24 protein-coding genes are annotated in these 22,799 nt (G+C 65.5%); 13 read left to right on the forward strand and 11 right to left on the reverse strand.

Annotated features, from left to right (window positions below):
* Positions 1–8: 8 nt before the first annotated feature.
* The 5 genes from AX725_RS18870 to AX725_RS18890 all read right to left on the reverse strand — a co-directional run bounded on the left by AX725_RS18870 (position 9) and on the right by AX725_RS18890 (position 5,297).
* Positions 9–1,427, reverse strand: coding sequence for an alpha,alpha-trehalose-phosphate synthase (UDP-forming) (locus AX725_RS18870; RefSeq protein WP_060979007.1), 1,419 nt, complete (start codon positions 1,425–1,427; stop codon positions 9–11).
* Entirely contained in the window at positions 1,424–3,205 is a 1,782-nt protein-coding gene (locus tag AX725_RS18875) for a glycoside hydrolase family 15 protein (protein ID WP_060979012.1), read from the reverse strand. Before AX725_RS18875 ends, AX725_RS18870 begins: the two co-directional genes overlap by 4 nt.
* A gap of 8 nt (positions 3,206–3,213) precedes the next feature.
* Entirely contained in the window at positions 3,214–3,969 is a 756-nt protein-coding gene (gene otsB / locus AX725_RS18880; RefSeq protein ID WP_157759173.1) for a trehalose-phosphatase, read from the reverse strand.
* A 74-nt stretch (positions 3,970–4,043) separates the two neighbouring features.
* Entirely contained in the window at positions 4,044–5,027 is a 984-nt protein-coding gene (locus AX725_RS18885; RefSeq protein ID WP_060979005.1) for a DNA topoisomerase IB, read from the reverse strand.
* 21 nt (positions 5,028–5,048) lie between these two features.
* Complete coding sequence (locus AX725_RS18890; RefSeq protein ID WP_060979004.1) at positions 5,049–5,297, reverse strand: hypothetical protein; 249 nt, start codon at positions 5,295–5,297, stop codon at positions 5,049–5,051.
* Positions 5,298–5,454: 157 nt separating this feature from the next.
* On the opposite strand from AX725_RS18890, the gene AX725_RS18895 reads away from it, so the two are divergent.
* The 3 genes from AX725_RS18895 to AX725_RS18905 are packed head-to-tail and all read left to right on the forward strand — an operon-like array spanning position 5,455 to position 7,136.
* Positions 5,455–6,048: a hemerythrin domain-containing protein gene (locus tag AX725_RS18895; protein ID WP_060979003.1), complete on the forward strand. Its 594-nt coding sequence runs from the start codon at positions 5,455–5,457 to the stop codon at positions 6,046–6,048.
* A gap of 23 nt (positions 6,049–6,071) precedes the next feature.
* On the forward strand, positions 6,072–6,575 hold the full coding sequence (locus tag AX725_RS18900) for a hemerythrin domain-containing protein (RefSeq protein WP_060979002.1): 504 nt from the start codon (positions 6,072–6,074) through the stop codon (positions 6,573–6,575).
* A 15-nt stretch (positions 6,576–6,590) separates the two neighbouring features.
* The gene (locus AX725_RS18905) at positions 6,591–7,136 is read left to right on the forward strand and encodes a CinA family protein (protein WP_060979001.1); all 546 of its coding nucleotides are present in this window, start codon (positions 6,591–6,593) and stop codon (positions 7,134–7,136) included.
* On the opposite strand, the gene AX725_RS18910 is transcribed toward AX725_RS18905, so the two are convergent.
* Entirely contained in the window at positions 7,133–8,569 is a 1,437-nt protein-coding gene (locus AX725_RS18910; RefSeq protein ID WP_060979000.1) for a glycoside hydrolase 5 family protein, read from the reverse strand. The genes AX725_RS18905 and AX725_RS18910 overlap by 4 nt on opposite strands.
* On the reverse strand, positions 8,566–10,905 hold the full coding sequence (glf, locus tag AX725_RS18915; protein ID WP_060978999.1) for a UDP-galactopyranose mutase: 2,340 nt from the start codon (positions 10,903–10,905) through the stop codon (positions 8,566–8,568). Before glf ends, AX725_RS18910 begins: the two co-directional genes overlap by 4 nt.
* A gap of 233 nt (positions 10,906–11,138) precedes the next feature.
* Here glf and AX725_RS18920 point away from each other — a divergent pair, with 233 nt between their 5' ends.
* The 9 genes from AX725_RS18920 to AX725_RS18960 all read left to right on the forward strand — a co-directional run bounded on the left by AX725_RS18920 (position 11,139) and on the right by AX725_RS18960 (position 17,727).
* Positions 11,139–11,327 carry a hypothetical protein gene (locus tag AX725_RS18920; RefSeq protein WP_060978998.1) on the forward strand — a complete coding sequence of 63 codons (189 nt, stop codon included), beginning with the start codon at positions 11,139–11,141 and terminating at the stop codon, positions 11,325–11,327.
* 60 nt (positions 11,328–11,387) lie between these two features.
* Complete coding sequence (locus AX725_RS18925) at positions 11,388–12,260, forward strand: manganese catalase family protein (RefSeq protein WP_060978997.1); 873 nt, start codon at positions 11,388–11,390, stop codon at positions 12,258–12,260.
* 50 nt (positions 12,261–12,310) lie between these two features.
* Positions 12,311–13,099, forward strand: coding sequence for a ZIP family metal transporter (locus AX725_RS18930; RefSeq protein WP_060978996.1), 789 nt, complete (start codon positions 12,311–12,313; stop codon positions 13,097–13,099).
* Positions 13,100–13,139: 40 nt separating this feature from the next.
* Positions 13,140–13,991 (forward strand): glucose 1-dehydrogenase, encoded by an 852-nt coding sequence (locus AX725_RS18935; RefSeq protein WP_060978995.1) that lies wholly within the window; start codon positions 13,140–13,142, stop codon positions 13,989–13,991.
* A 146-nt stretch (positions 13,992–14,137) separates the two neighbouring features.
* Complete coding sequence (locus tag AX725_RS21345; protein WP_060978994.1) at positions 14,138–15,100, forward strand: hypothetical protein; 963 nt, start codon at positions 14,138–14,140, stop codon at positions 15,098–15,100.
* Positions 15,101–15,263: 163 nt separating this feature from the next.
* The gene (locus AX725_RS18945; protein WP_060978993.1) at positions 15,264–15,896 is read left to right on the forward strand and encodes a Crp/Fnr family transcriptional regulator; all 633 of its coding nucleotides are present in this window, start codon (positions 15,264–15,266) and stop codon (positions 15,894–15,896) included.
* A 42-nt stretch (positions 15,897–15,938) separates the two neighbouring features.
* Positions 15,939–16,994: a mechanosensitive ion channel family protein gene (locus tag AX725_RS18950; protein ID WP_060978992.1), complete on the forward strand. Its 1,056-nt coding sequence runs from the start codon at positions 15,939–15,941 to the stop codon at positions 16,992–16,994.
* Positions 16,991–17,293 carry a SemiSWEET family sugar transporter gene (locus AX725_RS18955; RefSeq protein ID WP_023836808.1) on the forward strand — a complete coding sequence of 101 codons (303 nt, stop codon included), beginning with the start codon at positions 16,991–16,993 and terminating at the stop codon, positions 17,291–17,293. Before AX725_RS18950 ends, AX725_RS18955 begins: the two co-directional genes overlap by 4 nt.
* A 62-nt stretch (positions 17,294–17,355) precedes the next feature.
* Complete coding sequence (locus AX725_RS18960; RefSeq protein ID WP_060978991.1) at positions 17,356–17,727, forward strand: YidH family protein; 372 nt, start codon at positions 17,356–17,358, stop codon at positions 17,725–17,727.
* On the opposite strand, the gene AX725_RS18965 is transcribed toward AX725_RS18960, so the two are convergent.
* Positions 17,724–19,550: a cyclic nucleotide-binding and patatin-like phospholipase domain-containing protein gene (locus AX725_RS18965; RefSeq protein ID WP_060978990.1), complete on the reverse strand. Its 1,827-nt coding sequence runs from the start codon at positions 19,548–19,550 to the stop codon at positions 17,724–17,726. The genes AX725_RS18960 and AX725_RS18965 overlap by 4 nt on opposite strands.
* Positions 19,551–19,789: 239 nt before the next feature.
* On the opposite strand from AX725_RS18965, the gene AX725_RS18970 reads away from it, so the two are divergent.
* Complete coding sequence (locus AX725_RS18970; protein WP_060978989.1) at positions 19,790–20,164, forward strand: PRC-barrel domain-containing protein; 375 nt, start codon at positions 19,790–19,792, stop codon at positions 20,162–20,164.
* Positions 20,165–20,203: 39 nt separating this feature from the next.
* Here the strand turns inward: AX725_RS18970 and AX725_RS18975 are convergent, their stop codons facing one another.
* The 3 genes from AX725_RS18975 to AX725_RS18985 all read right to left on the reverse strand — a co-directional run bounded on the left by AX725_RS18975 (position 20,204) and on the right by AX725_RS18985 (position 22,714).
* The gene (locus AX725_RS18975) at positions 20,204–20,641 is read right to left on the reverse strand and encodes an acyl-CoA thioesterase (RefSeq protein ID WP_060978988.1); all 438 of its coding nucleotides are present in this window, start codon (positions 20,639–20,641) and stop codon (positions 20,204–20,206) included.
* 21 nt (positions 20,642–20,662) lie between these two features.
* Positions 20,663–21,817, reverse strand: a complete 1,155-nt coding sequence (locus AX725_RS18980) for an acyl-CoA dehydrogenase family protein (RefSeq protein WP_060978987.1) — start codon at positions 21,815–21,817, stop codon at positions 20,663–20,665.
* 117 nt (positions 21,818–21,934) lie between these two features.
* Positions 21,935–22,714: an enoyl-CoA hydratase gene (locus tag AX725_RS18985; protein ID WP_060978986.1), complete on the reverse strand. Its 780-nt coding sequence runs from the start codon at positions 22,712–22,714 to the stop codon at positions 21,935–21,937.
* Between the last annotated feature and the right edge of the window lie 85 nt (positions 22,715–22,799).

The following is a 22,799-nucleotide window of genomic DNA, read 5'->3' on the forward strand; positions in this document are numbered from 1 at the left end:
GTCGGTATTCAGCCCTTGCCGCCGGCGAGCGCAAGCCGGGGGCGATCCTCGCTCGGCTGGGGCGGCTGCAGCGCGGCGATGAAGCGCGCGCTCCACCAGCGCACGTCCTGCTTGACCACCGAGGCCAGCATCGCGGCATGGCGCTCGCGCCGCTCCTCAAGCGGCATGGTGAGCGCGCGCGCGATCGCATCGGCCATGTCCTCGCTGCTGTGCGGGTTGATGATCAGCGCGGCATCGAGCTGCACCGACGCGCCGGCGAAGCGCGACAGCACCAGCACGCCGGGGTCCTCGGGATCCTGCGCCGCGACATATTCCTTGGCGACCAGGTTCATCCCGTCGCGCAAGGGTGTGACCAGCCCGACGCGCGAGGCGCGGTAGATCCCGAACAGCTCCTCGCGCGCATAGCCCTTGTTGACATAGCGCACCGGCACCCAGTCGATCGAGGCGAACTCGCCGTTGATCCCGCCCGACAGTGCGTTCAGCTCTGCGCGGATCTGCTGATAGCTCGGCACGTCGCCGCGCGAGGGCGGCGCGATCTGCAACAGGAACAGCTTCTCGCGCAATTCGGGCCGGGTGGTGAGCAGCTGCTCATAGGCCAGGAAGCGCTCCTGCAGCCCCTTGGAATAGTCGAGCCGGTCCACGCCGACGATCACCTGCCGCCCGACCGCGCTGGTGATCAGCCTTTGTTCGGCATCGCGCGCCGCCGGGGTCCCAAGCGCGGAGGTGAACTCCGCCGTGTCGAGCCCGATCGGGCAGATCAGCAGCCGGGTGGAGCGCCCGTCGAGCAGCGCATGATCGCCGTCGAGTTCGGCACCCAGGTGCGTGACGATATAGTCGATGAACGAGGCGCGCCATTCGTCGGTGTGGAAGCCGATCACGTCATAGCTGAGGAGGCTTTTGACCAGCTCGCGATGGCCCGGGAGCGACATCATCAGGCTGGCGGGTGGCCAGGGGGTGTGGAGGAAGAAGCCGAGCCGGTTATCGAACCCGCGCTCGCGCAGCCGCTGGCCGAGCGGCATAAGGTGATAATCGTGCACCCAGATCATGTCGTCGGGCTCGATCAGCGGCGCCACCGTCTCGGCAAAGCGCTGATTGACGCGCGCATAGCCCCCGGCAAAGTCGCGGGCGATCTCGGTCAGATCGAGCCGGTAGTGGAAGAGCGGCCACAGCGTGCGGTTGGCAAAGCCGTTATAATATTCCTCGATATCCTGTGCCTCGAGATCGATGGTCGCGGTGGCCACCCCGTCCTGGCGACGGAAGCTGATCTGGCCGGTAAATTCGTCGGTCTGCTCGCCCGACCAGCCGAACCAGATGCCGTTGCTTTCCCGGAGCGCGGCGGAAAGCGCGACGGCGAGCCCGCCGCGATTGCTGTTCGCGCCGCTATGCGCGGCCTGGACACGGTTGGATATGCAGATCAGACGGTTCATCGTGCGTCACTCCAGGGGCGGGAGAGAAGGCCTGCACACTGGATCAGCCCCACCAGCGAATAGGTTTGCGGATAATTGCCCCACAGCGCGCCGGTGCTGGGGTCGATATCTTCGGAGAGCAGGCCGGCCGGGGTTCGGCGGCTCAGCATTTCCTCGAACAGCGAACGGGCATCGCCATAGCGGCCGGTGGCGTGCAGCGCCTCGATCAGCCAGAAGGTGCAGACGTTGAACGCCGATTGCGGCGGGCCGAAATCGTCCTCGTCGGCATAGCGCAGCATATGGCTGCCCCGGCGCAGCCCGCCCTCGATCGCGTCGAGCGTCGATATGAAGCGCGGATCGTCGGCGCGGATGAATTTCAGGTCGAGCAGTTGCAACAGGCTGGCATCGAGCGTGCGTTCGCCCAGCACCGCCGAATAATGGTTGCCCGCATGGCTCCAGGCATGGGCGTCGATATGGGTACGGATATGCTCGGCGCGCTCGCCCCAGAACATCGCCGCCTTGGGCCGCCCGATCGCGCCTGCCGCATTGGCGAGCCGGTCGCATGCGGCCCAGCACATCGCGGCGGAATAGGTATGGACATGCGCGCGGGTGCGCAGCTCCCACAGGCCCGCATCGGGCTCGTTGAACATTGCAAAGGCGCGGTGGCCGACGACTTCCAGAGCCTCAAAATCCTGCACGGTCGCCTGGCGCAGCAGCCGCTGGTCGAAAAAGGCCTGCACGCTCGACAGCACGATCTGGCCATAGGCATCGTGCTGGACCTGCTCATAGGCCTGGTTGCCCGATCGCACCGGACCCATGCCGGCAAAGCCTTGGAGCGCGGGCATGACATGCTCGGTGAGGGTTGCTTCGCCGCCGATGCCGTAGAGCGGCTGGATATGCCCGCCGCGCGCTGCATCGACGATGTTGCGCAAGTAATGCAGGTACGATTCGAGCACGTCGAGCGCGCCGAGCCGGTTGAGCGCCTGCACGGTAAAATAGGCATCGCGGATCCAACAGAAGCGATAATCCCAGTTGCGCCCCGAATCGGCATGTTCGGGCAGCGAGGTGGTGAGCGCCGCGACGATCGCGCCGGTCTGTTCGTACTGGCACAGCTTGAGCGTGATCGCGGCGCGGATCACCGCCTCCTGCCATTCGAGCGGCAAGTTGAGCCCGCGCACCCAGTGCTGCCAGGTCGAGACGGTCTCGTCGAGCATTGCCTCCATCCGCGCCTCTAGCTGCGCGTCGAACCCTTCGTCGGGGCCGAAATAGAAATAGAGGTCGCGTTCTGCCCTGAACATGCGCTCGTCCCGGATCCACCCCAAAGGGGCGTTCGACGTCAATCGCTGGACCTGTTCGCCCAGGATATAGCGTATGTGATTGGAGCCCGATGTGAGCCGGGGCGAACCCTCGCCCCAGGCATAAGCGGGGCGCAGCCGCACCGAGATGCGGGGGGACCCGCTGATGACGCGGACGATCCGTGCAATCGCCACCGGGCGGAACATGCGGCCATGGCGCGGGAAGCGCGGCATGAAATCCACGACCTCGATGACATTGCCCGCATTGCACGACATGCGCGTGACCAGCACGGGGGTGTTGCGGATATAGTGCTGCTCGGTATGTGCGCAGTTCTCGAGCACGATGTCCCAATAGCCATGGTCCTGCCTGGGTTCGAGCAGCGAGCAGAACACCGGATCGCCATCGAAGCGCGGCAGGCAGCCCCAGGCGATGCGGGCATTGGGATCGACCAGCGCGGCGATCTCGCAATTGCCGATGGGCCAGAGGTTCATGGCGTCCCTCATCGCCGCACTCATGCGATCAGCGCCGCGATGCGCCGACGCACGCCTTCGACGCTGTCGAGCCGCTCGTCGCTGTGATCGGCGGTGCGCGAGCCGACGCTGATCGCCTGGCCGCCCAGCGCGCGCGTCGCTTCGAAAGCAGGGATGTCGGTCAGATCGTCGCCGATGAACACCGGCGCGCTGCCGGCAAAGCGATCCAGCGCCATGATGGCGCGCACCGCATCGCCCTTGTCCGATCCGCCGGGCCGCAGCTCGAACACCATGTCGCCCTGCTGGACGACCAGCCCGTGCGCGGCGGCCTGCGCCAGCGCCCATTGCTCAGCCCGGTCGCGCAACTGCGGCATCAGCCGGTAGTGCACGCCCAGCCCGAAGCTCTTCTCCTCGATGACGATGCCGGGAAAGTCCTCGAAATGCAGGGCCGCCTCGAAGGCAAGATCGGCGAACAGCCGTGTGGGGCGAGGGGCCTGGACCGCGCCGTCGACGCTCAGCTCCTGACCATGGCTGGCCGCGATCACGCCGCCTGCCAGTGCGGGGGGAAGCAAGCGGTGCAGCTGTTCGAGCGAGCGGCCGCTCACCACCGCGATGCGGCCAGCCAGGGTGCGCGACGCTTCGGCCAGCGTGTCGGCCATGGCCGGGCTGATCGCGACAGCATCGGGCGTGTCGCCAATCTCGACCAGCGTCCCGTCAAAATCAAGCAGCAGCGCCAATGGCCTTGCCTCCTGATGGGTTTCGGCGGGGACGATCAAATGCACAAGGCTGTCAGGCACGCGGGTGCGGCTCCTTTTCGGGTCCATCCATGAAGGTGTGCAAGGGACACGCGCCAGAGCCGTGCAGGTTCCCCTCAACGGCGCTTTTTCAGCAGCTTGAGCACCGCCGGTTCGGCTTCGTCCGGGTCGGTGCGGCGGAACATCGGGTCATCATCGCGATAGGCTTCGAGCAGCTGCGGATGGATATAGGACTGTCGGCATATGGTGGGCGTGTTGCCCAGCGCATCGGCGGCGCGCGCCACCGCCTCGCGGATTGCCTTTTCTGCAGGCGGCGCATCCTCCTGCTGACGCAGCTCGCACAGCACCGAGCAAGCCGTGACGGTGCCGCACCAGGTGCGGAAATCCTTGGCCGAGAAATCCTCGCCGCCGATCTCGCGCAGATAGGCGTTGATATCGTCCGACGTGACCGCGCGCAGCTCGTCGCCGTCCTTGTACCGGAACAGCTGCTGGCCGGGCAGCTCCTGCAGGCCGCGCAGCACCTTGGCGACGCGCCGGTGGCGCAGGCTCACATCCCATTTGCGCCCGCTCTTGCCGTTGAAGCGGAAGCGGATCTGCGAGGCCTCGAGCGCGACATGGCGGCAGTGCAGCGTGGTCAAGCCGTAGGACCGGTTCTGCTTGGCGTACAGCGCATTGCCGATGCGGATCGCGGTACAGTCGAGCAGGTGAATGATCGTCGCCATCACGCAGGTGCGCGATGTTCCCTTCGAGGAAATATCCTTTTCCACCCGTTCGCGGATTGCGGGAAGTTTCGCCCCGAAACTGGCAAGCCGGGCAAACTTCGCCGCGTCCCGTTGCTCGCGATAGGCGGGGTGATAGCGATACTGCTTGCGCCCGCGGGCATCGCGCCCGGTCGCCTGCAGATGGCCGTTGGGGTCGGGGCATATCCACACCTGCTCATAAGCGGGCGGGATGGCCAGGCTGTCGATGCGCTGGCGTACCGCCCTGTCTCGGATCAGCTTTCCCTTCGCATCGTGATAGCTGAAGCCCTTGCCGCGCCGCTTGCGGGTGATGCCGGGCATGTCGTCGGTCGTGAAGACCAGCGCGCCTTCCCTGCTCATCGGGCAGGCGCGCCGGGCAGATCACATGCCCTCATGGACCTTGTCGCCTGCCAGATCGTCGCGCCCGGCATTCTTGGCGGCATTGCCTTGCGCATGTTTCGGCCCGTAATAGCGGTTCTCGCTCTGTCCACCTTCGATGAAACCCCGTTTTTCGCCGCGCAGCTCCTTGCCGGTGTGCGGGTTGGGATAGGCGCCGCCGCCCGATTCTCCCGCACCACCCTTGCCGGTCCGCGCTTCCATGTCGTCGGGGATACGCGTCTTGTCGGTCATGGCTCCGTCCTTCTCGCAAAATGAGGCTGCAAGGCTAGGCGCGGCAATTGCGGGGGGCGCTAACATAGGCCGGTGTGGGTTGTTCGCGGCTGCGCGACACAAAGGTCCGAAGCCGCCGCCTCCCCGAATCGGCGGCCCCCATCGAGAGGAACACCCCATGGCTCATTCACGAACGCACAATGGTCGCACCCCCAACGGACAGGGCGGAAGCTCGATCCTGAGCAGCTCGGTCAAGGGCCTGCTGCTCACTGCAGGCGTGGCGGCGATCGCCAATATCGGCCGCAAGATGGCGGTCCAGGCCCCCACCGCGATGGCGCAGGACTGGTGCGAAGGCTTGATCAAGGAGCACAAGGCGACGCTGGCCGTGATCGACAAGCTCGAACAGCTCTCGCCCGAGCAGACCGACCGCCGCGCGATGCTGCTGATGAACCTCAAGCACATGATCACCAAGCACGCGATGCAGGAAGAGAATGTCATCTATCCCGTGCTCGGCCAGGGCGGCGAGGGTGATGCGGCCAAGTCGCTCAACAGCGACCATGGCGAGGTCAAGGCGATGCTCTACGCGCTCGGCCATATGGACAAGGGCGATCCGGCGTTCAACGAAACGCTCGGCCGCCTGCGCAGCGCGCTCGAGGAGCATATGCGCCAGGAAGAGGACGAGCTGTTCCCCGCGCTGCGCGAGCGTCTGAGCGACGAGGAGAACAAGAAGCTCAGCCGCGAGATGAACATGGCGGGGCTGATCCTCGCCTGACCCGTTCGACAAAGGAGAGAGACATGGCCCAGAAGGAAAGCCGCGACGCGTTGCAGATGCTCGCCGATGACCACCGCACGGTGGAAGCCTTGTTCGAGAAATACGACAATGCGCGCGGCGAGGCGGCGCAGCAGAAGATCGTCCAGCAGATCTGCCAGGAACTGACCATTCACGCGATGGTCGAGGAGCAGGTCTTCTATCCTGCGATCCGCGAGGCGGTCGACGACGACATGATGGACGAGGCGCAGGTCGAGCATGACAGCGCCAAGACGCTGATCCTCTCGCTGCAACAGGGCACGCCCTCGGACGCCTATTATGACGCCAAGGTGAGCGTGCTGAAGGAGCAGGTCGAGCATCACGTCTATGAGGAAGAGCGCCAGCGCGGCAGCATCTTCGCGCAGGTGCGCAAGGCGGACATCGACTTGGTCGCCTTGGGCGCGCAGATGGCCGAGCTGAAGCAGCAACTGCTCGCCCAGGCCAAGGCCGAAGGTCTGCCCCGGCCCGAACTGGTCGCGCTGGCGAGCTGAACGCACGGGCCGGGCATGACCGAAGCACTCGAACAGGAACGCGACGAACGTGTGGTGCCCGATTCCGCGCAGCTGACCGCAGCCGCGCGAACGCTGCTGGCGAGGCTCGACAGGATGAACTGGAAGCTGGCGACGGCGGAAAGCTGCACCGGCGGCTTCCTGTCGTCGCTGGTCACCGATATCGAGGGGCTGAGCCATTGCCTCGATCGCGGCTATGTCTGCTATTCGGTCGCCGCCAAGCACGACATGCTGGGCATCGATCCCGGCCTGATCGACCAGCATGGCGCGGTGAGCGAGCCGGTGGCGCGCGCTCTGGCGGAAAACAGCCTGTGTCTTGCCGATGCGCAGCTTTCGCTCGCCATTACCGGCTTTGCCGGGTCGTCCGACCCTGACGAACGCGAGGGCGCGGGCGTTGCCTATATCGGCGTCGCGGTGCCCGACCAGTCCTGGGTCTATCGCGTCGATTATGGCGAGCGCCCGCGGCGCGACATCCGCAACATGGTGACGCTCGCCGCGCTCGCCATCGGGCTGCGCACAGCCAAGGACCAGCGCGGCGACTAGCCGCTCGAATCGGTCCGCACTATCGCGAGCGCGACATCCTGTCCCGTCCCGCCCGCCAGCACGGTGAGCGTTCCGTCCTGCATCGTCTGGACCTGAGCGGTTTCCGCCTCTCCGGTCAGCGTGTTCATCTGGGTGACGCTATACACGCCAGGCTCCAGCCCCTGAATGTCGAGCGTCGATGCATGGCCGCACTGCGCGCGATTGGCCATCAGCACCACGATCGCCTGGCGGGCATCGCCGCAGCCGGTTGCAAGGCCATCGAAGCCCGGTGCGCGCAACCGATCGCCGAGCGGCTGGCGGCGGAAGTCCGACCAGTCGATCAGTGGCAGGAAGCGCGCCAGCACGCCCTGCGCTTCGTGCATCGCGGGCAACAGCACATGCGGATGGCGATAGGGCCAGCGCATGCCGCCGCCTGCGCCGCCGCTCGCCAGATGCGCCCATTGCATGCGGCGGAACAGCTCGGTGTCGAAATCATCCGGCAGCGTGATGTGCCGATCCTTGAACGCATGGATCGGCCCGTGCTCGGTATCGAGCAACGGGCGATCGACCGGACATTGCTCGATCGCTTGCGTCATCAGCCGCGCGGTCGCCTCGGCGGGGCCAAGCGTGCCGCGCGGATGGTCGATCGTGCCCTTCTCGTACAGGTGCACGCTGGCGAAATCGAGCGACGGGTGGCGGAAGATCACCTCGCCCAGATCGGGGCGCAGCAGCAGGTTGGGGAGATAGACCGACACCGTCTGCGGATGGCTGCGGCCATGCACGCGCAACTCCTCGGCCCTGAGCGCAGCCGAGACCTCGCCGACAAAGGCATGCACCGCCGCCATGTCGCCGCCAGCATAGAAGCTGTCGATCTCGTTCCACAGGTCCCAGCCGAACACCGCCTGGCTGTGCCCCCAGCGGCGGGTAGCGAACAGCAGCCGGTTGATGATCGCCGCGCGCGTATCGGCGCAGGTGAACATGTGGCGCGGCGACTTGCACGGCCCGCCGGTCGCCTGGGCATAGGGGTGCGTCTTCCAGCGCCGCGCCATGAAGAAGGTGTCGAACGGGGTGAGCAGGAAGCGGATATCGTGCCGCTCACCCAGCTGGATGAGATCGTCCCACAGCCGCACCATTGCCGGGCTGAAATGGCCGCAGCGGCTTTCCAGATGGCGGTGGCGGACCTGGTTGTAATCGAGCATGAGGCGCAGGCATGTGACCCCGCTCGCCTTCAGCGCGGCGAAATGCTGATCGACCGATGCGACATCCTGCCTGCGATAGAGCGGCGCGAGATGCGGCCAGGTGATCGCCTCGTTATGCCCGACCGGTGCCCAGGCCGCGCCCGATTCGGTCTGGAAATAGGGCGCGCGGCCCACGCACCGCACCCAGTCCCGTTCGGGACCGGGTGCGGATACGCGGCGGATGGCCGTCTGTTCAAGCTCGGCAACGTGCTTCATTCGGCGGCCACCACGCCCAGGGTCGAGAGCGATTCAAGCCGCCAGCGCGCATCGAGCCTGCGCCAGGTCGCCAGCGCCTGGCCGACGATCTGGTCCATGTTGTAATAGCGATAGGTGGCGAGCCGACCGACAAAGGTCACATGCGCGCAATCGCGCGCCAGCGCCGCATAGCGCCGGTACATGTCCTGCGCGGCTGCATTGGGCACGGGATAATAGGGATCGCCCCTGTCCGCCGGATATTCGCGCATGATGCTGGTCACCTCGGCCTGTTGCCCGGTCAGATGCTTGAACTCGGTGATGCGGGTATAGGGCACATCGTAATCCGGATAGTTGACCGTCGCAACCGGCTGCGCCTGTTCCTGCGGCAGCGTTTCATGCTCGAAGCGCAGCGAACGATAGGGCAGATGCCCCAGCCGATGGTGGAAATATTCGTCGATCGGCCCGGTCCAGACCAGATGGTCCCAGCTGATATTGTCGGGCAGATCGGCATAGCCCTGACCGGTCAGCACGTCGATCTGCGGGTGATCCAGCATCTTGGCGAACATCTTCGTATAGCCCTGATTGGGCATGCACTGATGCGCATCGGTAAAATATCGGTCATCGGTATTCGTCCGCGCCGGAACCCGCGCCGCGACCGACTTGTCGAGCTCGCGCGGATCGACGCCCCATTGCTTGCGGGTATAGCCCTCGAAGAACTTGGCATAGAGGTCCTCACCGACCTGCGACACCACGGTATCGCGCGAATTGTGCACCTCGCCGACATCGAGCGCAACCGACCGGAGATATTCTGCCGCTTCCTCCTCGGTCTCGAGGTTCAGACCATAAAGTGCGTTGAGCGTCGTGCGGTTGATCGGCATCGGCACCAGCTGATTGTCCACCTCGGCGAGCACTCGATGCTCATAGGGCCGCCAGCCGGTAAAGCGCGAAAGATAGTCGAGAATGTCGCGGCTGTTGGTGTGGAAGATATGCGGGCCGTATTTGTGCACCAGGATGCCGGCATCGTCGTGATGGTCATAGGCATTGCCCGCAATATGCGGGCGCTTGTCGATCACCAGCACCGACTTGCCCGATCCTGCCGCGATCCGCTCGGCCATGACGGCACCGGCGAACCCTGCGCCGACGACGAGCACGTCATAATGGCGCGCGCGATGGACGGGGCGCGCGCTCGAGATCCGCGCGACCTGCCGCGCGACAAGCCCATCCTGCAACTGGCGCGCGATCCGGGCGACGGTTCCGTCCCAGCTCTTGTCGGCCAGGCACGTTTCGGCCTCTGCCTTCCACGCGGCGCGGGTGCGCGGATCGGCGCTGAGCAACGCTTCGCAGGCGGATACGAATCCGCGCGCGTCTTCGGCGATGCGGATGCTGCCGAGCGTGCCATAGGTCGCGACGACATCGGCAATCGGGGTCGAAACCACCGGGAGCCCGCTCGCCATATATTCGGGGGTCTTGGTCGGGCTGATATACTGCGTCGAGGCGTTGAGCGCGAAGGGCATCAGCGCGACGTCCCAGTGCACCGCATAATCGGGCAGCCGGGCATAATCGCGTCCGCCCAGCCAATGGATATTGGCGGCGCGCGGCAGATCGTCGGGGCTGATCTTGACCACCGGACCGATCATCACGAACGCCCAGTCGGGGCGCAGCGCTGCGAGTTCGGCGAGCAGCGCGAGGTCCATGCGCTCGTCGATCACGCCATAGAAGCCGAGGCGCGGGCGTGGCAGCTGCGCCTGATCCTCGGGTTCCGGAGTGGTCGCGGCCTCGCGCGCAAAATGCGCGATATCGACGCCCGACGGATAGCAGTTCACGTTCGGGTGACGGTTGCGGCGTGCCTCGTAGAGGCTGCGTCCGCCGCACAGCACCAGGTCGGCGCGCGCCATCAGGCTCGCCTCGCGCTGCGCGATATCGGCGGGCGCAAAGGCGAAATTGGCGAGCTCGTCCATGCAGTCATAGACGGTGAAATCGGGCTGCATGCCGGCGCTGAACGCGAGCATCATCGGGGTATAGTACCAGAAGACCAGGGGGCCGCGGTGGCCTGCGACCTCGGCCTCGAGCAACGCGCCGAGCGCCCGATCGATGGCGGTGCCGTCAAGCCCTTCGGGCAGCACCGGAACCAGCCGCGTCACGCCGCCCTCGACGCTGCTGCGGTCGAGCCGGGGAGAATCGCACGCCGCCTCGAAGCGCGGCTCCTCCCAATAGGTGACGTCGAACTGGCCGGCGAGCCGGGTCATGATGTGCTGCGGCCGCTGGAACACCAGGTCCCAGCGAAGGTGCGAGAAACAGACGATCACCGGGCGCGCCGAAAGGGCAGGGGTCGGGCTGTGCGAAAACGGGCGGTGCATCGGGTGTCTCCGGATCGAAGGTGGCCGCCGGTCCTGGAACGGACGGGCGTGTCGCATTGGACTGATCCGGCACCTAGCCGAGCGCGCGCCCGGGCAATCTTACATAGGTGAAACCCCCTCGTTCTGACGAAATTGGCGCGGCCTGACCCATGTTATGGGGCGGTCGTGCTCAAGGGGTCAGCCTTGCACCATCCTGTCGGGACACCCCGCCCCGGCAATGATGGAGACCCCCCATGACCTATTTTCTCGGATTTCCGCTGCTGCCGCTCTGGATCATGGGCGTGCCGCTGATCGGTGCGCTCCTCACGCTGGCGATGCCGGCGCCCAAGCACAACACCATCCCGCGCACGTTACGCCGCGAAGAGCGCGTCGGCAACGCGGCGCATGTGACGACGGCGCACCCCACGACCACCGCCCTCTGATCCTTCGGCCCCGGAACCGCGCGTTCCGGGACCTCCCCCCATTTCAAGGAAACCCCCCGCATGTTCACCCATAACAAGCGCCTGCAATATACCGTGCGCGTGTCCGAACCGAACCCGGTGCTCGGTTCGCTGCTGCTCGAACAGTTCGGCGGACCCGATGGCGAGCTCGCTGCGGCAATGCGCTATTTCACGCAAGGGCTGGCCGAGGAGGATCCCGGCCGCAAGGACATGCTGCTCGACATCGCCACCGAGGAGCTGAGCCATCTCGAGGTGATCGGATCGATCGTCGCGATGCTCAACAAGGGCGCGAAAGGCGATCTGGCCGAGGCTGCGATGGAGGAAGCGGACCTGTACCGCTCGCTCACCGCTGGCGGCAACAGCCATACCCAGGCGATCCTCTATGGCGGCGGCCCCGCGCTCACCAATTCGTCCGGCGTGCCATGGACCGCAGCCTATGTCGATTCGCGCGGCGACCCGACCTGTGATCTGCGCAGCAATATCGCTGCCGAATCGCGCGCCAAGATCGTTTATGAGCGGCTGATCAACGTGACCGACGATCCGGGCATCAAGGATGCGCTCGGCTTTCTGATGACGCGCGAGATCGCCCACCAGAAATCATTCGAAAAGGCGCTGTACACGATCGCCGACAATTTCCCTCCGGGCAAGCTCGGCGCGATGGGGGATTATGATTCGCTCTATGTCAACGCGTCGACCGGCCCCGGCGATACCGAGGGCCCGTGGAACAGCGGCGACCAGTGGGAGCGGATCGACGACCTCGAGGCGCACGGCCCGGTCGATGGCGGCGACGGCACCGCCGAGGTCGAGCTGCCCAAGGACCAGCTGCGCACCGTGCTGGCGATGGCCGAGCGCACCGCATCGGACCCCACGGTCGATCCGGTGACCGGGGCCGAACTCGGCATGAAGCAGGTCTGACCCTGACGTGACGATGCCAGGCATGACCCCTCGCCACCGCGCCCAAGCCGATGAATGAACTGGCGATCCTGGGCATCGTCGGCAGCCTGGTCGCAGGCGCGCTGACCGGGCTGGGCGGCGTGGTGGTCATGCTGGGCGGCCCGCCCGATGCCCGGCGGCAGAATCTGTTGATGGGTTTTGCCGCCGGAGTGATGATCGCGGCGGCGTTCTTCTCGCTGATCATCCCCGGCATCGCGCAGGCCGAGGCCACCGGGTCGTCGCGCGAGATGGCGGCGGTGATCGTGATCGGCGCGGTGCTGCTCGGCGCGCTGGCGATGGCGCAGCTCGGCCGCGGCATCGATCGGATCGCGCGCGCCCGGCTGGCGAAGCTGCCCGGCTGGCTCGCCGACAATGCCGAACATCGGCGCATCCTGCTGTTCATCCTCGCGGTGACGCTGCACAACATTCCCGAAGGCACCGCGGTCGGCGTCAGCTTCATGTCGGACGATGCGAGCCTCGGCTGGGCGACCGCGCTTGGGATCGGCATCCAGAACATTCCCGAAGGCATGGCGGTGGCGGCGGCGCTGTCGACCCTGGGCTGGAGCAGGGGGCGGTGCATCCTCGCCGCGCTCGCCACTGGGCTGGTCGAACCGTTCGGCGGTGCGCTGGGCGTTGCTATCGTCCAGGCTTCGACAGCGGCGCTCCCCTGGGCGCTGGGCTTTTCCGCCGGCGCGATGCTGTTCGTCGTGATGGCCGACATCATCCCCGGCACCAGCCGCCGGATCGAGCATGGATCGGCAACCCCTGCACTGATGGCGGGTTTGGCCATCATGATGTTTCTCGACGTGACCCTGGGTTGATCCGGGCACGCACCCTCCCTCCATCGAAGGACATTTCCCCATGACCAGCACGATATCCAAAATGCATGAGGCACAGCTTCCCGGCCTCGAAGCCGAGCTTGATCCCAAGTCCGAATGGCAGCCGCGTTACCCGGGTTCGGGTCGGCTCGAGGGCAAGGTGGCGATCGTCACCGGCGGCGATTCGGGGATCGGCCGTGCCGTCGCGGTGCTGTTCGCGCGCGAGGGCGCGAATGTCGTGATCAGCTATCTGGAAGAGGACACCGATGCCGAGGCCACGGCCGAGATGGTCGAGGAAGAAGGCGGCAAGGCGGTGATCATCGCCGGCGATATCGGCGAGCGCGACCATTGCCGCGAGGTCATAGACCTTGCCATCCGCACGTTCGGCCAGATCGACATTCTCGTCAACAATGCGGGCGAGCAGCATCCCGACAAGGACATTAACGATATCTCGGACAAGCAGCTCAAGCGCACCTTCCAGACCAATGTCTATGGCATGTTCTACATGGTGCAGGCGGCGATGCCGCATCTCAAGCCCGGTGCGACGATCATCAACTGCACCTCGGTGACGATGTACAAGGGTGCCGACGAGCTGCTCGACTATTCGGCGACCAAGGGCGCAATCACCGCCTTCACGCGCAGCCTGTCGCAAAATCTTGTCGAAAAGGGCATCCGTGTGAACGGCGTCGCGCCGGGACCGATCTGGACCCCTCTTAACCCCTGTGGTGGCGCGAGCGAGGAGAAGCTCGAGAATTTCGGTGAATCGACGCCGATGGGACGCCCCGGTCAGCCCAACGAGGTCGCACCCTGCTTCCTGTTCCTGGCGTGCGAGGATTCGAGCTACATGAGCGGCCAGGTGCTCCACCCCAATGGCGGGGTGATCGTCGGAAGCTGATTTGCGGCGAGCGGTGCGATAGCCTGCGCCATTCCTAACCTGTGCAAGGGCCGCTGCACGCCAATGTTCCGACTATGGCAGCAGCGGTCCGGAGCGCCGCCTCTTCCCCAGGTGGCGCAACCGCAATGCAGGAAAGGAAGTCTCAAGTGGCTGATAACAATCAGAACTGGAACGACACCGACAGCAACCAGCAAGGCCAGCGTCGGCAGGAAAACGACTATGCGCGCTCGGCGAGCCATCAATCCGGCTATGCCGGGCAGGGCCAGCCGCAGCAGCAGGCTGACAACTGGGGCCAGCGCGGGCAGGGAGATTACCAGCGCGGTCAGCAGGGCGGCAACAACCAGGGTGGCGGCTGGGGCCAGTCCGGCCAATCCGGTCAGTCGCATCAGCAGGGCGGCAACAACTGGCAGCATGGCGGCCATTTCGCCGATCCCGCGCAATATGGCGGTGGCGGTTCGGGCCAGGGCGGCGGCTATGGCGGCGGCAGCGGATTTGGCCAGTCTGGCCAGGACTATGCGCAAGTCGGCGGTTTTGCCCAGGGCGGCGGCTGGGGCGGCGCAGGCCAGGGCCAGCAGAACCGTTCGTCGGGCTATGGCCAGTCGGGCCAGGGCTATGGTCAGTCGAACCAAGGCTATGGCCAGCCCAGCGGCTATGACCAGCAGGGCGGCAATGGCAGCCAATGGGGCCAGTCAGGCGGCGGCAGCGGCCAGGGCGGCTATGGCTATTCGGGCGGTCAGGGCGGCCAGTCTTCGGGCTATGGCGGCGGCATGGCCGGCGGCTATGGCCAGTCCTTCCAGGGCGGTCAGGACCAGCAGGGTTCGGGGCGTTATGGCCAGAACCAGCAGGGTGGTGGACAGCACGGCTGGGGTCAGCAGGGTGATAGCTCAGGGCACCGGCACCAGCACGATCCGCATTATTCGAGCTGGCGCCAGAAGCAGATCGAGCAGCTCGACAGCGACTATGACCGTTTCAATCAGCAGCGGCAGAGCCAGTTCGACCAGGAGTTCAGCGAGTGGCGCTCGAAGAACCGACAGGATGACGAGCGCGATGGCGCCAGCGCGTCCGGCTCGTCTTCGGGACTCGGCAAGACCGAGAAACCCAAGACTTAACCTGGGTTAATTTTAATATAAATCAGCGACTTGGGGGGCATTTCGCCCCCCGTTTTTTTCATCTCGTCGCGAATCCGGCACTAACATATACCAGTATAAGGACGGGCGTTCAGCCAACTGAAAGGGTGCGAGGGGAGGGACCTAGCAGAGAGACACCGTAATCATGAACATCCATGCGAGCTTGCCGATCGCGTTTCCGTCTCAACCCCGCCACTCCCCCAGTTCCATCGAGCCGCGTTGCGACTTCATCCAGCAGGGCGACACCGTCGTCCGGCCGCGACTCGTCCTGGAAGGCTGGGCGGCGGGATATCGCATCACCTTTGACGGTCGGCGCCAGCTGACCAACCTGTATCTGCCCGGCGAGATCATCGGCGTCTGGCGCAGCAACCAGCCCAGCTTCTACCACGCGGTCATGTCGATCAGCCGTCTGCAGCTGATCGAGTTCGGCTCGCTGCCCGAATCGGACGTGGTCGAGCTGGAATGCGCGCTGATCGAGCGCCAGCTCGAGAACAGCATCTTCCGTCTCGGCTGCCTGAGCGCCTATGAGCGCATGGCGCATCTGTTCCTCGAGCTGGGCGAACGGCTGGCGATGCGCGGCCAGGGCGAGGCCGACAGCTATCACATGCCGCTCACCCAGGAACTGCTCGCCGATCTCGTCGGCATCTCGTCGGTGCACGTCAACCGGACGCTGCAGCAGATGCGCGCCGACGGCGTCATCCGCCTCGTCAATTGCCGGCTCGAGATACTCGATCGCGAGGATCTGGCCGACCAGGTCAATTATCAGCCGCTTTTCTGAAGCCAGGGCTGAACCCGATCGGGCGTGCGCCGTTACCCCTTGATGGACCAATCCGATCTCTGGGAATTGCTGCGCACGCCCGCACTGGCGGCCACACTCATTGCGGTTGCGCTGGTCGCGCATGCCGTCGTCATGGCGATTGCCAGCCGCATCGCACGGCGTACCAGCACGCTGCAGGACGAGGCGCTGGTCAGATGCATCCGCCAGCCCTCGCGCTGGATCATGGTTGCGCTGGTGCTGCTTGGCACCGACAGCCTGGCGGTGCGCGGTGACGAAGCCGCCGCCGCGCTGACCGGCGCGGTGCGCGTGATCATGCCGCTGCTCTGGGGCTGGCTGGTCATCGCAATCATCCGTTTCGTCCATGGCTATATCGAAGCGCGATCGGATGTCAGCGCCGAGGACAATCTCGCTGCGCGGCGCAGGCGAACGCGCGCGGACATTCTCGCCCGCATCGCCATTGTCATCGTCGGGCTGGTCAGCATCGGCCTGCTGCTGCTCAAGATTCCGGCGGTGCGCGAGATCGGTGTTGCTCTGGTCGCCTCGGCCGGCCTTGCCGGCCTCGCCTTCGGCGTCGCCGCGCAGCCGCTGCTCAAGAATCTCGTCGCGGGCATCCAGCTGGCCTTTACCGAGCCGGTGCGGATTGACGACGTGCTGGTCTATCGCGGCGAATGGGGCCGGGTCGAGCGGATCACGCTCACCTATGTCGTGTTGAAGATCTGGGACGACCGCCGTCTGGTCATTCCGGTCTCGAAGCTGCTCGAGGAGCCGATCGAGAACTGGACGCTGCAGACCAGCCATCTGCTCGGCACCGTGATGATCCATGCCGATCATGCCGCCGATGTCGAGAGCGTGCGCAAGGTCGCGCTCGAGGCGGTGCGTGGACACCGGCTCTGGGACGGACGGGTGGCGTTGCTCCAGGTGACCGACATGACCGCCGACATTCTCGAGCTGCGGGTGCTGATGAGCGCGCGCAATGGCGGCGAGCTGTTCGATCTGCGCTGCGACGTGCGCGAGGCGGTGGTGCGCTTCATGGCCAATGATCTTCCCAATTCGCTCAACCGGAGCCGCCTGGCGCTCGAACCCCTGGAGCTTTCATGACACTCGACTGGATTTCCGTTGTCGGCACGGTGGGCGCGTGCGCCTCGGTGGCGAGCTTCACCCCGCAGGCGTGGAAGATCATCCGCGATCGTTCGACCGAGGGGCTTTCGCTCGGCATGTTCGCGCTGACCAGCCTGGCCTTCCTCGCCTGGACGACCTTCGGGCTGCTCAAGGGCGAATGGGCGCTGATCATCCCCAATGCGATCTGCCTGTGCTTCGCGCTGTTCATCCTGGGCATGATCGCATTGCCCCGGCGCAAGACCGAAGAGGTGGCCGAAGCGCTCGACCCTACCACCTGAGCCAGCCTATGTTGCTGCGATGATCGGCGCGGAATGGCTTTTGGTGCGCGAGGAGCCGTCCGATGAATGCCGAGAAACGCCGCGAGCTGGCGCGCGACCGCACCGATCTAGCGGAGGATCGCACTGTCCTGGCGCATGAGCGCAGCTTTGCCGGATGGGTGCGCACCGGCATGGCCGCCGTCGGCATCGGACTGGGATTTAACGCGCTGTTCCGCGAGCTCGAACCCGAATGGGTGCCCAAGGCGATCGCCAGCGTGTTCCTGCTGGTCGCGATTTATGTGTTTCTCTCCGCCGACCGGCGCGCGCGGCATATTGTCGATCAGCTCGAAGCGCATAGCGTGTCTGCGCTCAAGCCGATGCGCATCCGGCTGCTGTCCTGGCTGCTGTCGCTGGCGACGCTGGCCCTCATCGGCGCAATCTGGTGGCTGGTCTAATCCGACGGGTTGGCCAGTCCGCCCAGTTCGGGATGCGCGGCGACCTGCTGCTCGACATAGCGCGCCGCCTGTTCGGCCTGCTTGCGCCCCAGATGCCAGTCGAGAATCTGCATGCCCGGCACGATCGGCGGGCTCAATAATATGTCGCCCTCGCGCAGCATCGATCGCGAGGCAATGCGGCTCGCCACCACCATCGATCGCTGCATGATTTCGACGATCGAGGGGAAATCGCTGTCGGACTTGCGCCGCAGCAGCAGGTCGCGGATCAGCTGCCCGCGACGCCGCAGCGACTGGTAGGCGGCCTTGATCCGCCACACCTGTCCCGCCTCGCCCAGCGTTACGACGATATTGGGGCCGGACTTGAGCGCGCGCATCGTCACGACGGGCACATTGTCGAGTACGCCGCCATCGACCAGGATATTGCCGTCCGTATCGATGAACGGCGGCAGGATCGTCGGCAGCGATCCCGAGGCGCGCACCGCATGCCACAGCGCGCCGCGCCGGTGGACATGCAGGTCATTGGTCGACAGGTTGGTGGAAATCGCGAAGAAGTTGATCGGCTGGTCGGCAATATCGGCATTGCCGTAGCGCGCCTCGAGCTCGGCATCGAACACGGCGGGGTCGAGCAGCGAATGGATCGGCACGGTAAACCGACGCATCGCCTTGGCGCCGATGAACATCGCCTCCATCTGGTCGAGCGTCTGGTCGACCGACAGCCCTTGCGCGATCGCCGCCCCCATCGCAGCGCCCGCGCTGGTTCCGCCGATCAGGTCGATCGGCACGCCCGCGCGCTGCAATCCGCGCACGATGCCCAGATGCGCACAGCCGAGCGCGCCGCCCCCTGCTAGCACCAGCCCCACCGCGCGCCCGGTGAGAAAGCGCGCGACGCGGCGGAATTCGGCCTCGCTGTCGAGCGCCATGTGGTGGTGCAGATGCGGATCGCGCCCGGTCAGCCAAGCGGCAGTGCCCCGGATGGGCTGCCTGCCCTCGGCACGGATGACGAGCAAGGTGCGGTTGGGCGGTTCGATTGCCGCGCAGCCCGCCTGTTCGAGCGGGTTCATCGCCGGATTCGCGCCTGTTTCGGCAATCATCAGCAGGCCGTCGGCATTGCGGCACACCAGCGAGCCCCATTCGGGATCGCCCGAGGCGTCGATCAGAAGATAGCCGCGCCGCGCCTCGTGCTCGCGCAGCCAGGCCTGATAGGCGCTGGCGGGGCCGGGCGGCACGTCGCTTTCGCGCACCAGCATCACCTGGCGATCGTCGGGGACGGTGGTCCGAATGGCATCGGTCAGACGGCCGAGCAGCGCGGGATCGACCCGGCTCGACCCGCACGGCACCACCGCGATGACGCGCGGCAGCCGCGCTTCCATCGGCGGGGTCTTGGCGGTGACGGCCGCGAGTCGCTGGGTCACGGCGGTGAGGATGGCAGGGACGAGCTGCGGATAGGCGGCGACCACCGCGTCGTAGCTCGCCCGGTCGAGTACCATAACCACGCTGTCGCGGCTCGCCTGCAGCGTTGCGGTACGCGTGCCGCCGCCGAAAAAGGCGAGTTCGCCGACCGGTTCGCCAGCCTCGATCTGCGCCACCGCCTTGTTGCCGGTCGGCGTCTCGATCAGCACGCGCAAGCGGCCGGTTTCGAGGAAATAGAGCGAATCGGCTGGATCGCCCTGGCGCACCAGGATGTTCCCGGCGGGCAGTTCGAGCCGGTGCGCGCGGTCGCTCAGCGCGTCGATCGCCGCCTGATCGACGCCCGCGAACAGTCCCGACTGCATCCAGTCGCGCAGGCTGCCATCCGCATGCTCGTGATCAGGCTCCAGCGTCACCCATCATCCTCTCCGGGACGTCAGCCCCCGCGCGATTGTCGCCCGACCCTAGCCCAGCCCCATGAAAAACAGAAGTATCGGTATTGGCAGCGCTATTTGCGACGAGGCGAGCAACGCTTTGCCGGTTCAACCCTTGATGCCCTGCTGGCCGGGCCACCCCCAAACCGCCTCATGGCCCGGTCAGCGCCCCATTCCCCAACGGAAGCGGCGAACCGGCGGACAGCACGAGGAGAACCCCCATGAACATGACCGACAGCACGCTCGAACGCGGCTATGACACCATCTCGAGCGACCGCGTCGATGGCACCGCGGTCTATGGCGCGGATCGCGAGAAGATCGGCACCGTCACCAACATGCTGATCAGCAAGCGCGAAGGGCGCGTGACCGACGTCATCGTTTCGGTCGGCGGCTTTCTTGGGCTTGGCAGCGAACTGCACAGCCTGCCCTGGTCGAAGCTCAGCTACGACACCGATCTTGGCGGCTATCTGGTCAACGTGACCGCTGACCAGCTCAAGGATGCGCCGCGCTTTTCCGAAAGCGATCGTGACCGCGCCTATGACCGCGACTATCAGTCGAGCGTCTACAATTACTGGCAGGTTCAGCCCTATTGGTAAGGACGAAAGGGCCGGGGCAGCAATGCTCCGGCCCATTTCTCATCCCGGTTTGCGCACGAACAGCTCTTCATAGCGCTTGCGCAACGGCTCGGGGATCGGCTTGGGCCCGTTCTTGTCGGTCAGCACCAGCGTCGACACGCAGGTCGCGACGCACACGCCCTGCTGGAAGGCGGCCGAATAGATGTCCCAGCTCGACGATCCGATCCGCCCGATGCCGCTCATCACCTCGACCGGGTCGGGGAAATGCGCTTCGGCGACATAATCGATCGAGACCGCCGCGATCAGCCAGCGCTCGCCCGGCTGACGGCGTTCGAGCCCCAGATTGCGATTGAACCGCACCCGGCCATTTTCGAACAGTGCCGCCATCGCGACATTGTTGATATGGCCGAGCGGGTCCAGATCCTGGAAGCGCGTTTCGGTGACCGTGCTGAACGGATAGCTTTCCGGATCGCGCTGCCAGGCTTCTGTTTTGGGCATTCAAATGGTCCTGTCAGCTGCTCAGAGCGAACGGCCGATCAGTTCCTTCATGATCTCGTTGGTGCCGCCGAAGATGCGCGTCACGCGCGCACCGCGCCAGGCCCGGGCGATCGGATATTCGTTCATATAGCCGGCGCCGCCGTGGAGCTGGAGGCACTTGTCCATGATTTCCCACTGCAGTTCGGTGTGCCACAGCTTGGCGGCGGCACCTTCCACGGCGGTCAGTTCCTTCTTGGCATGGCGGTTGAGCGCCCAGTCGAGATGCGCCCAGCCGACCTGCAGCTTGGTCTTCAGGTCCGCGAGCACGAAGCGGGTGTTCTGGAAATCGAACACCGTCTTGCCGAAGGCTTTGCGGTCCTTCACGAACGCGACGGTATCGTCATAGGCCTTTTGCGCCGAAGCCTGGGCCGAAACGGCGATCGACAGGCGCTCCTGCGGCAGCTCGCTCATCAGATAGATGAAGCCCTTGCCCTCTTCGCCGAGACAGTTGGTCATCGGCACGCGCACGTCGTTGAAGAACAGCTCCGAGGTATCCGCAGCGTCCTGGCCGATCTTGTCGAGATTGCGGCCGCGCGCGAAGCCTTCGCGATCGGCTTCGACGAGGATGATCGACACGCCCTTCCACGCGGGCTGCACCTCGGTATCGGTCTTGGCGCAGACCAGGATCAGGTCGGCATTCTGGCCGTTGGTGATATAGGTCTTCGATCCGTTGATGACATAATGGTTGCCATCCTTGCGGGCGGTGGTGCGGATGCCCTGAAGGTCCGATCCCGTGCCCGGCTCGGTCATCGCGATCGCGGTGATCGTCTCGCCCGAAACGAGGCGCGGCAGCCATTTCTGCTTCTGCTCTTCAGATCCGTACTGGACCAGATAGTTGACGACGATGTCCGACTGCAGCGAGAAGCCGAGCGGCGATCCGCCGAAATAGGCGGCTTCCTCGTTGACGATGGCGTTATAACCGAAGTCGAGGCCCAGGCCGCCATATTCTTCCGGAACGGTCGGGCACAGCATGCCGAGTTCGCCTGCCTTGGGCCAGATTTCACGTGGAACGATCTTTTCCTCGTCCCATTTCACCGCATTGGGCGCGACCTCTTCCTGCATGAAGCGGCGCACGGTCTGGCGGAAGGCCTCGTGATCGGCGGTATAGGCGGTGCGGGCAAGGGCATCGAGCGACATGGCTTCTCTCCGGTGAATTCTCGGCCGCGCGATTCATGCCGTGCGGCGGTGCACCAAGGTCTAGCGCTGCGTTGACGTAAACGTCAATCGCTATTTAATCGCGCGGTTAAGGCGCGCTCAGGCCTGGCTGCGCCCACGCGCCATCACCGCGAGCCGCGCCTGTTCGACCGCTTCCGGCGCGACCTGCCCGTTGGCCGCGCTCGACCGCTCCGCTTCCAGCGCAAGCCCGTCGTCGAAGCTCAGGCCATAGCCATCGTCGATCAGCTTCTTGTAGGCCGTCACCATGACCGGGTCGATATTCGCCATGTCGCGCGCCAGCGCGGTAGCGGCGGGCAGAAGTGCTTCGGGCTCGACCACGCGGTTGACCAGACCCCAGCGCTCGGCCGTGGCGGCATCGAGGAAATTGCCGGTCAGCGACAGCTCCTTGGCGCGCGAGATGCCGATCATCCGCGACAGCTTCTGCGACAGCCCCCAGCCGGGCATGATGCCGACCCGGGCATGGGTATCGGCAAAGCGCGCGTTGGTCGACGCGATCAGCACGTCGCAGGCCAGCGCGAGCTCGAACCCGCCGGTGATCGCGACGCCGTTGATCGCGCCGATCACCGGCTTGGCGCATTGCTCGACCGCCTTGACCGGATTGTCGCGCGGGTCGGTCGCATTGGCCGCGCCCAGCCCTTCGGTGCTCGCGCCTAGCTCCTTGAGGTCGAGTCCGGCGGTGAACGCACGGTGTCCTGCGCCTGTCAGCACCACCGCGCGCACGGCATCGTCATTCGCCAACGCCAGCATCGCTTCGGCAAGCTCGGCGCGCAAGGCCTTGGACAGCGCATTCATTGCCTCGGGCCGGTTCAGCGTGACGATGGCGACACCCTCGCTGATTTCAGTGGTTACGAGCGGCATGTTCCTCTCCCTTGTGAAGTCAATTATCGACCTTTTCTATCGTGGTGCCTGTGAACATGCAGTTTGAGCAGCCTTGCTCTCCGTG

This window comes from Blastomonas sp. CCH9-A1, from assembly GCF_001557175.1.
GTDB lineage: Bacteria > Pseudomonadota > Alphaproteobacteria > Sphingomonadales > Sphingomonadaceae > Blastomonas > Blastomonas delafieldii_A.

Coding starts and splice junctions, on each gene's coding strand:
- AX725_RS18870 (WP_060979007.1), bottom strand. CDS start 1,427: ATGAACCGTCTGATCTGCATATCCAACCGTGTCCAGGCCGCGCATAGC.
- AX725_RS18875 (WP_060979012.1), bottom strand. CDS start 3,205: ATGAGGGACGCCATGAACCTCTGGCCCATCGGCAATTGCGAGATCGCC.
- AX725_RS18885 (WP_060979005.1), bottom strand. CDS start 5,027: ATGAGCAGGGAAGGCGCGCTGGTCTTCACGACCGACGACATGCCCGGC.
- AX725_RS18890 (WP_060979004.1), bottom strand. CDS start 5,297: ATGACCGACAAGACGCGTATCCCCGACGACATGGAAGCGCGGACCGGC.
- AX725_RS18895 (WP_060979003.1), top strand. CDS start 5,455: ATGGCTCATTCACGAACGCACAATGGTCGCACCCCCAACGGACAGGGC.
- AX725_RS18900 (WP_060979002.1), top strand. CDS start 6,072: ATGGCCCAGAAGGAAAGCCGCGACGCGTTGCAGATGCTCGCCGATGAC.
- AX725_RS18905 (WP_060979001.1), top strand. CDS start 6,591: ATGACCGAAGCACTCGAACAGGAACGCGACGAACGTGTGGTGCCCGAT.
- AX725_RS18910 (WP_060979000.1), bottom strand. CDS start 8,569: ATGAAGCACGTTGCCGAGCTTGAACAGACGGCCATCCGCCGCGTATCC.
- glf (WP_060978999.1), bottom strand. CDS start 10,905: ATGCACCGCCCGTTTTCGCACAGCCCGACCCCTGCCCTTTCGGCGCGC.
- AX725_RS18920 (WP_060978998.1), top strand. CDS start 11,139: ATGACCTATTTTCTCGGATTTCCGCTGCTGCCGCTCTGGATCATGGGC.
- AX725_RS18925 (WP_060978997.1), top strand. CDS start 11,388: ATGTTCACCCATAACAAGCGCCTGCAATATACCGTGCGCGTGTCCGAA.
- AX725_RS18930 (WP_060978996.1), top strand. CDS start 12,311: ATGAATGAACTGGCGATCCTGGGCATCGTCGGCAGCCTGGTCGCAGGC.
- AX725_RS18935 (WP_060978995.1), top strand. CDS start 13,140: ATGACCAGCACGATATCCAAAATGCATGAGGCACAGCTTCCCGGCCTC.
- AX725_RS18945 (WP_060978993.1), top strand. CDS start 15,264: ATGAACATCCATGCGAGCTTGCCGATCGCGTTTCCGTCTCAACCCCGC.
- AX725_RS18950 (WP_060978992.1), top strand. CDS start 15,939: ATGGACCAATCCGATCTCTGGGAATTGCTGCGCACGCCCGCACTGGCG.
- AX725_RS18955 (WP_023836808.1), top strand. CDS start 16,991: ATGACACTCGACTGGATTTCCGTTGTCGGCACGGTGGGCGCGTGCGCC.
- AX725_RS18960 (WP_060978991.1), top strand. CDS start 17,356: ATGAATGCCGAGAAACGCCGCGAGCTGGCGCGCGACCGCACCGATCTA.
- AX725_RS18970 (WP_060978989.1), top strand. CDS start 19,790: ATGAACATGACCGACAGCACGCTCGAACGCGGCTATGACACCATCTCG.
- AX725_RS18975 (WP_060978988.1), bottom strand. CDS start 20,641: ATGCCCAAAACAGAAGCCTGGCAGCGCGATCCGGAAAGCTATCCGTTC.
- AX725_RS18980 (WP_060978987.1), bottom strand. CDS start 21,817: ATGTCGCTCGATGCCCTTGCCCGCACCGCCTATACCGCCGATCACGAG.
- AX725_RS18985 (WP_060978986.1), bottom strand. CDS start 22,714: ATGCCGCTCGTAACCACTGAAATCAGCGAGGGTGTCGCCATCGTCACG.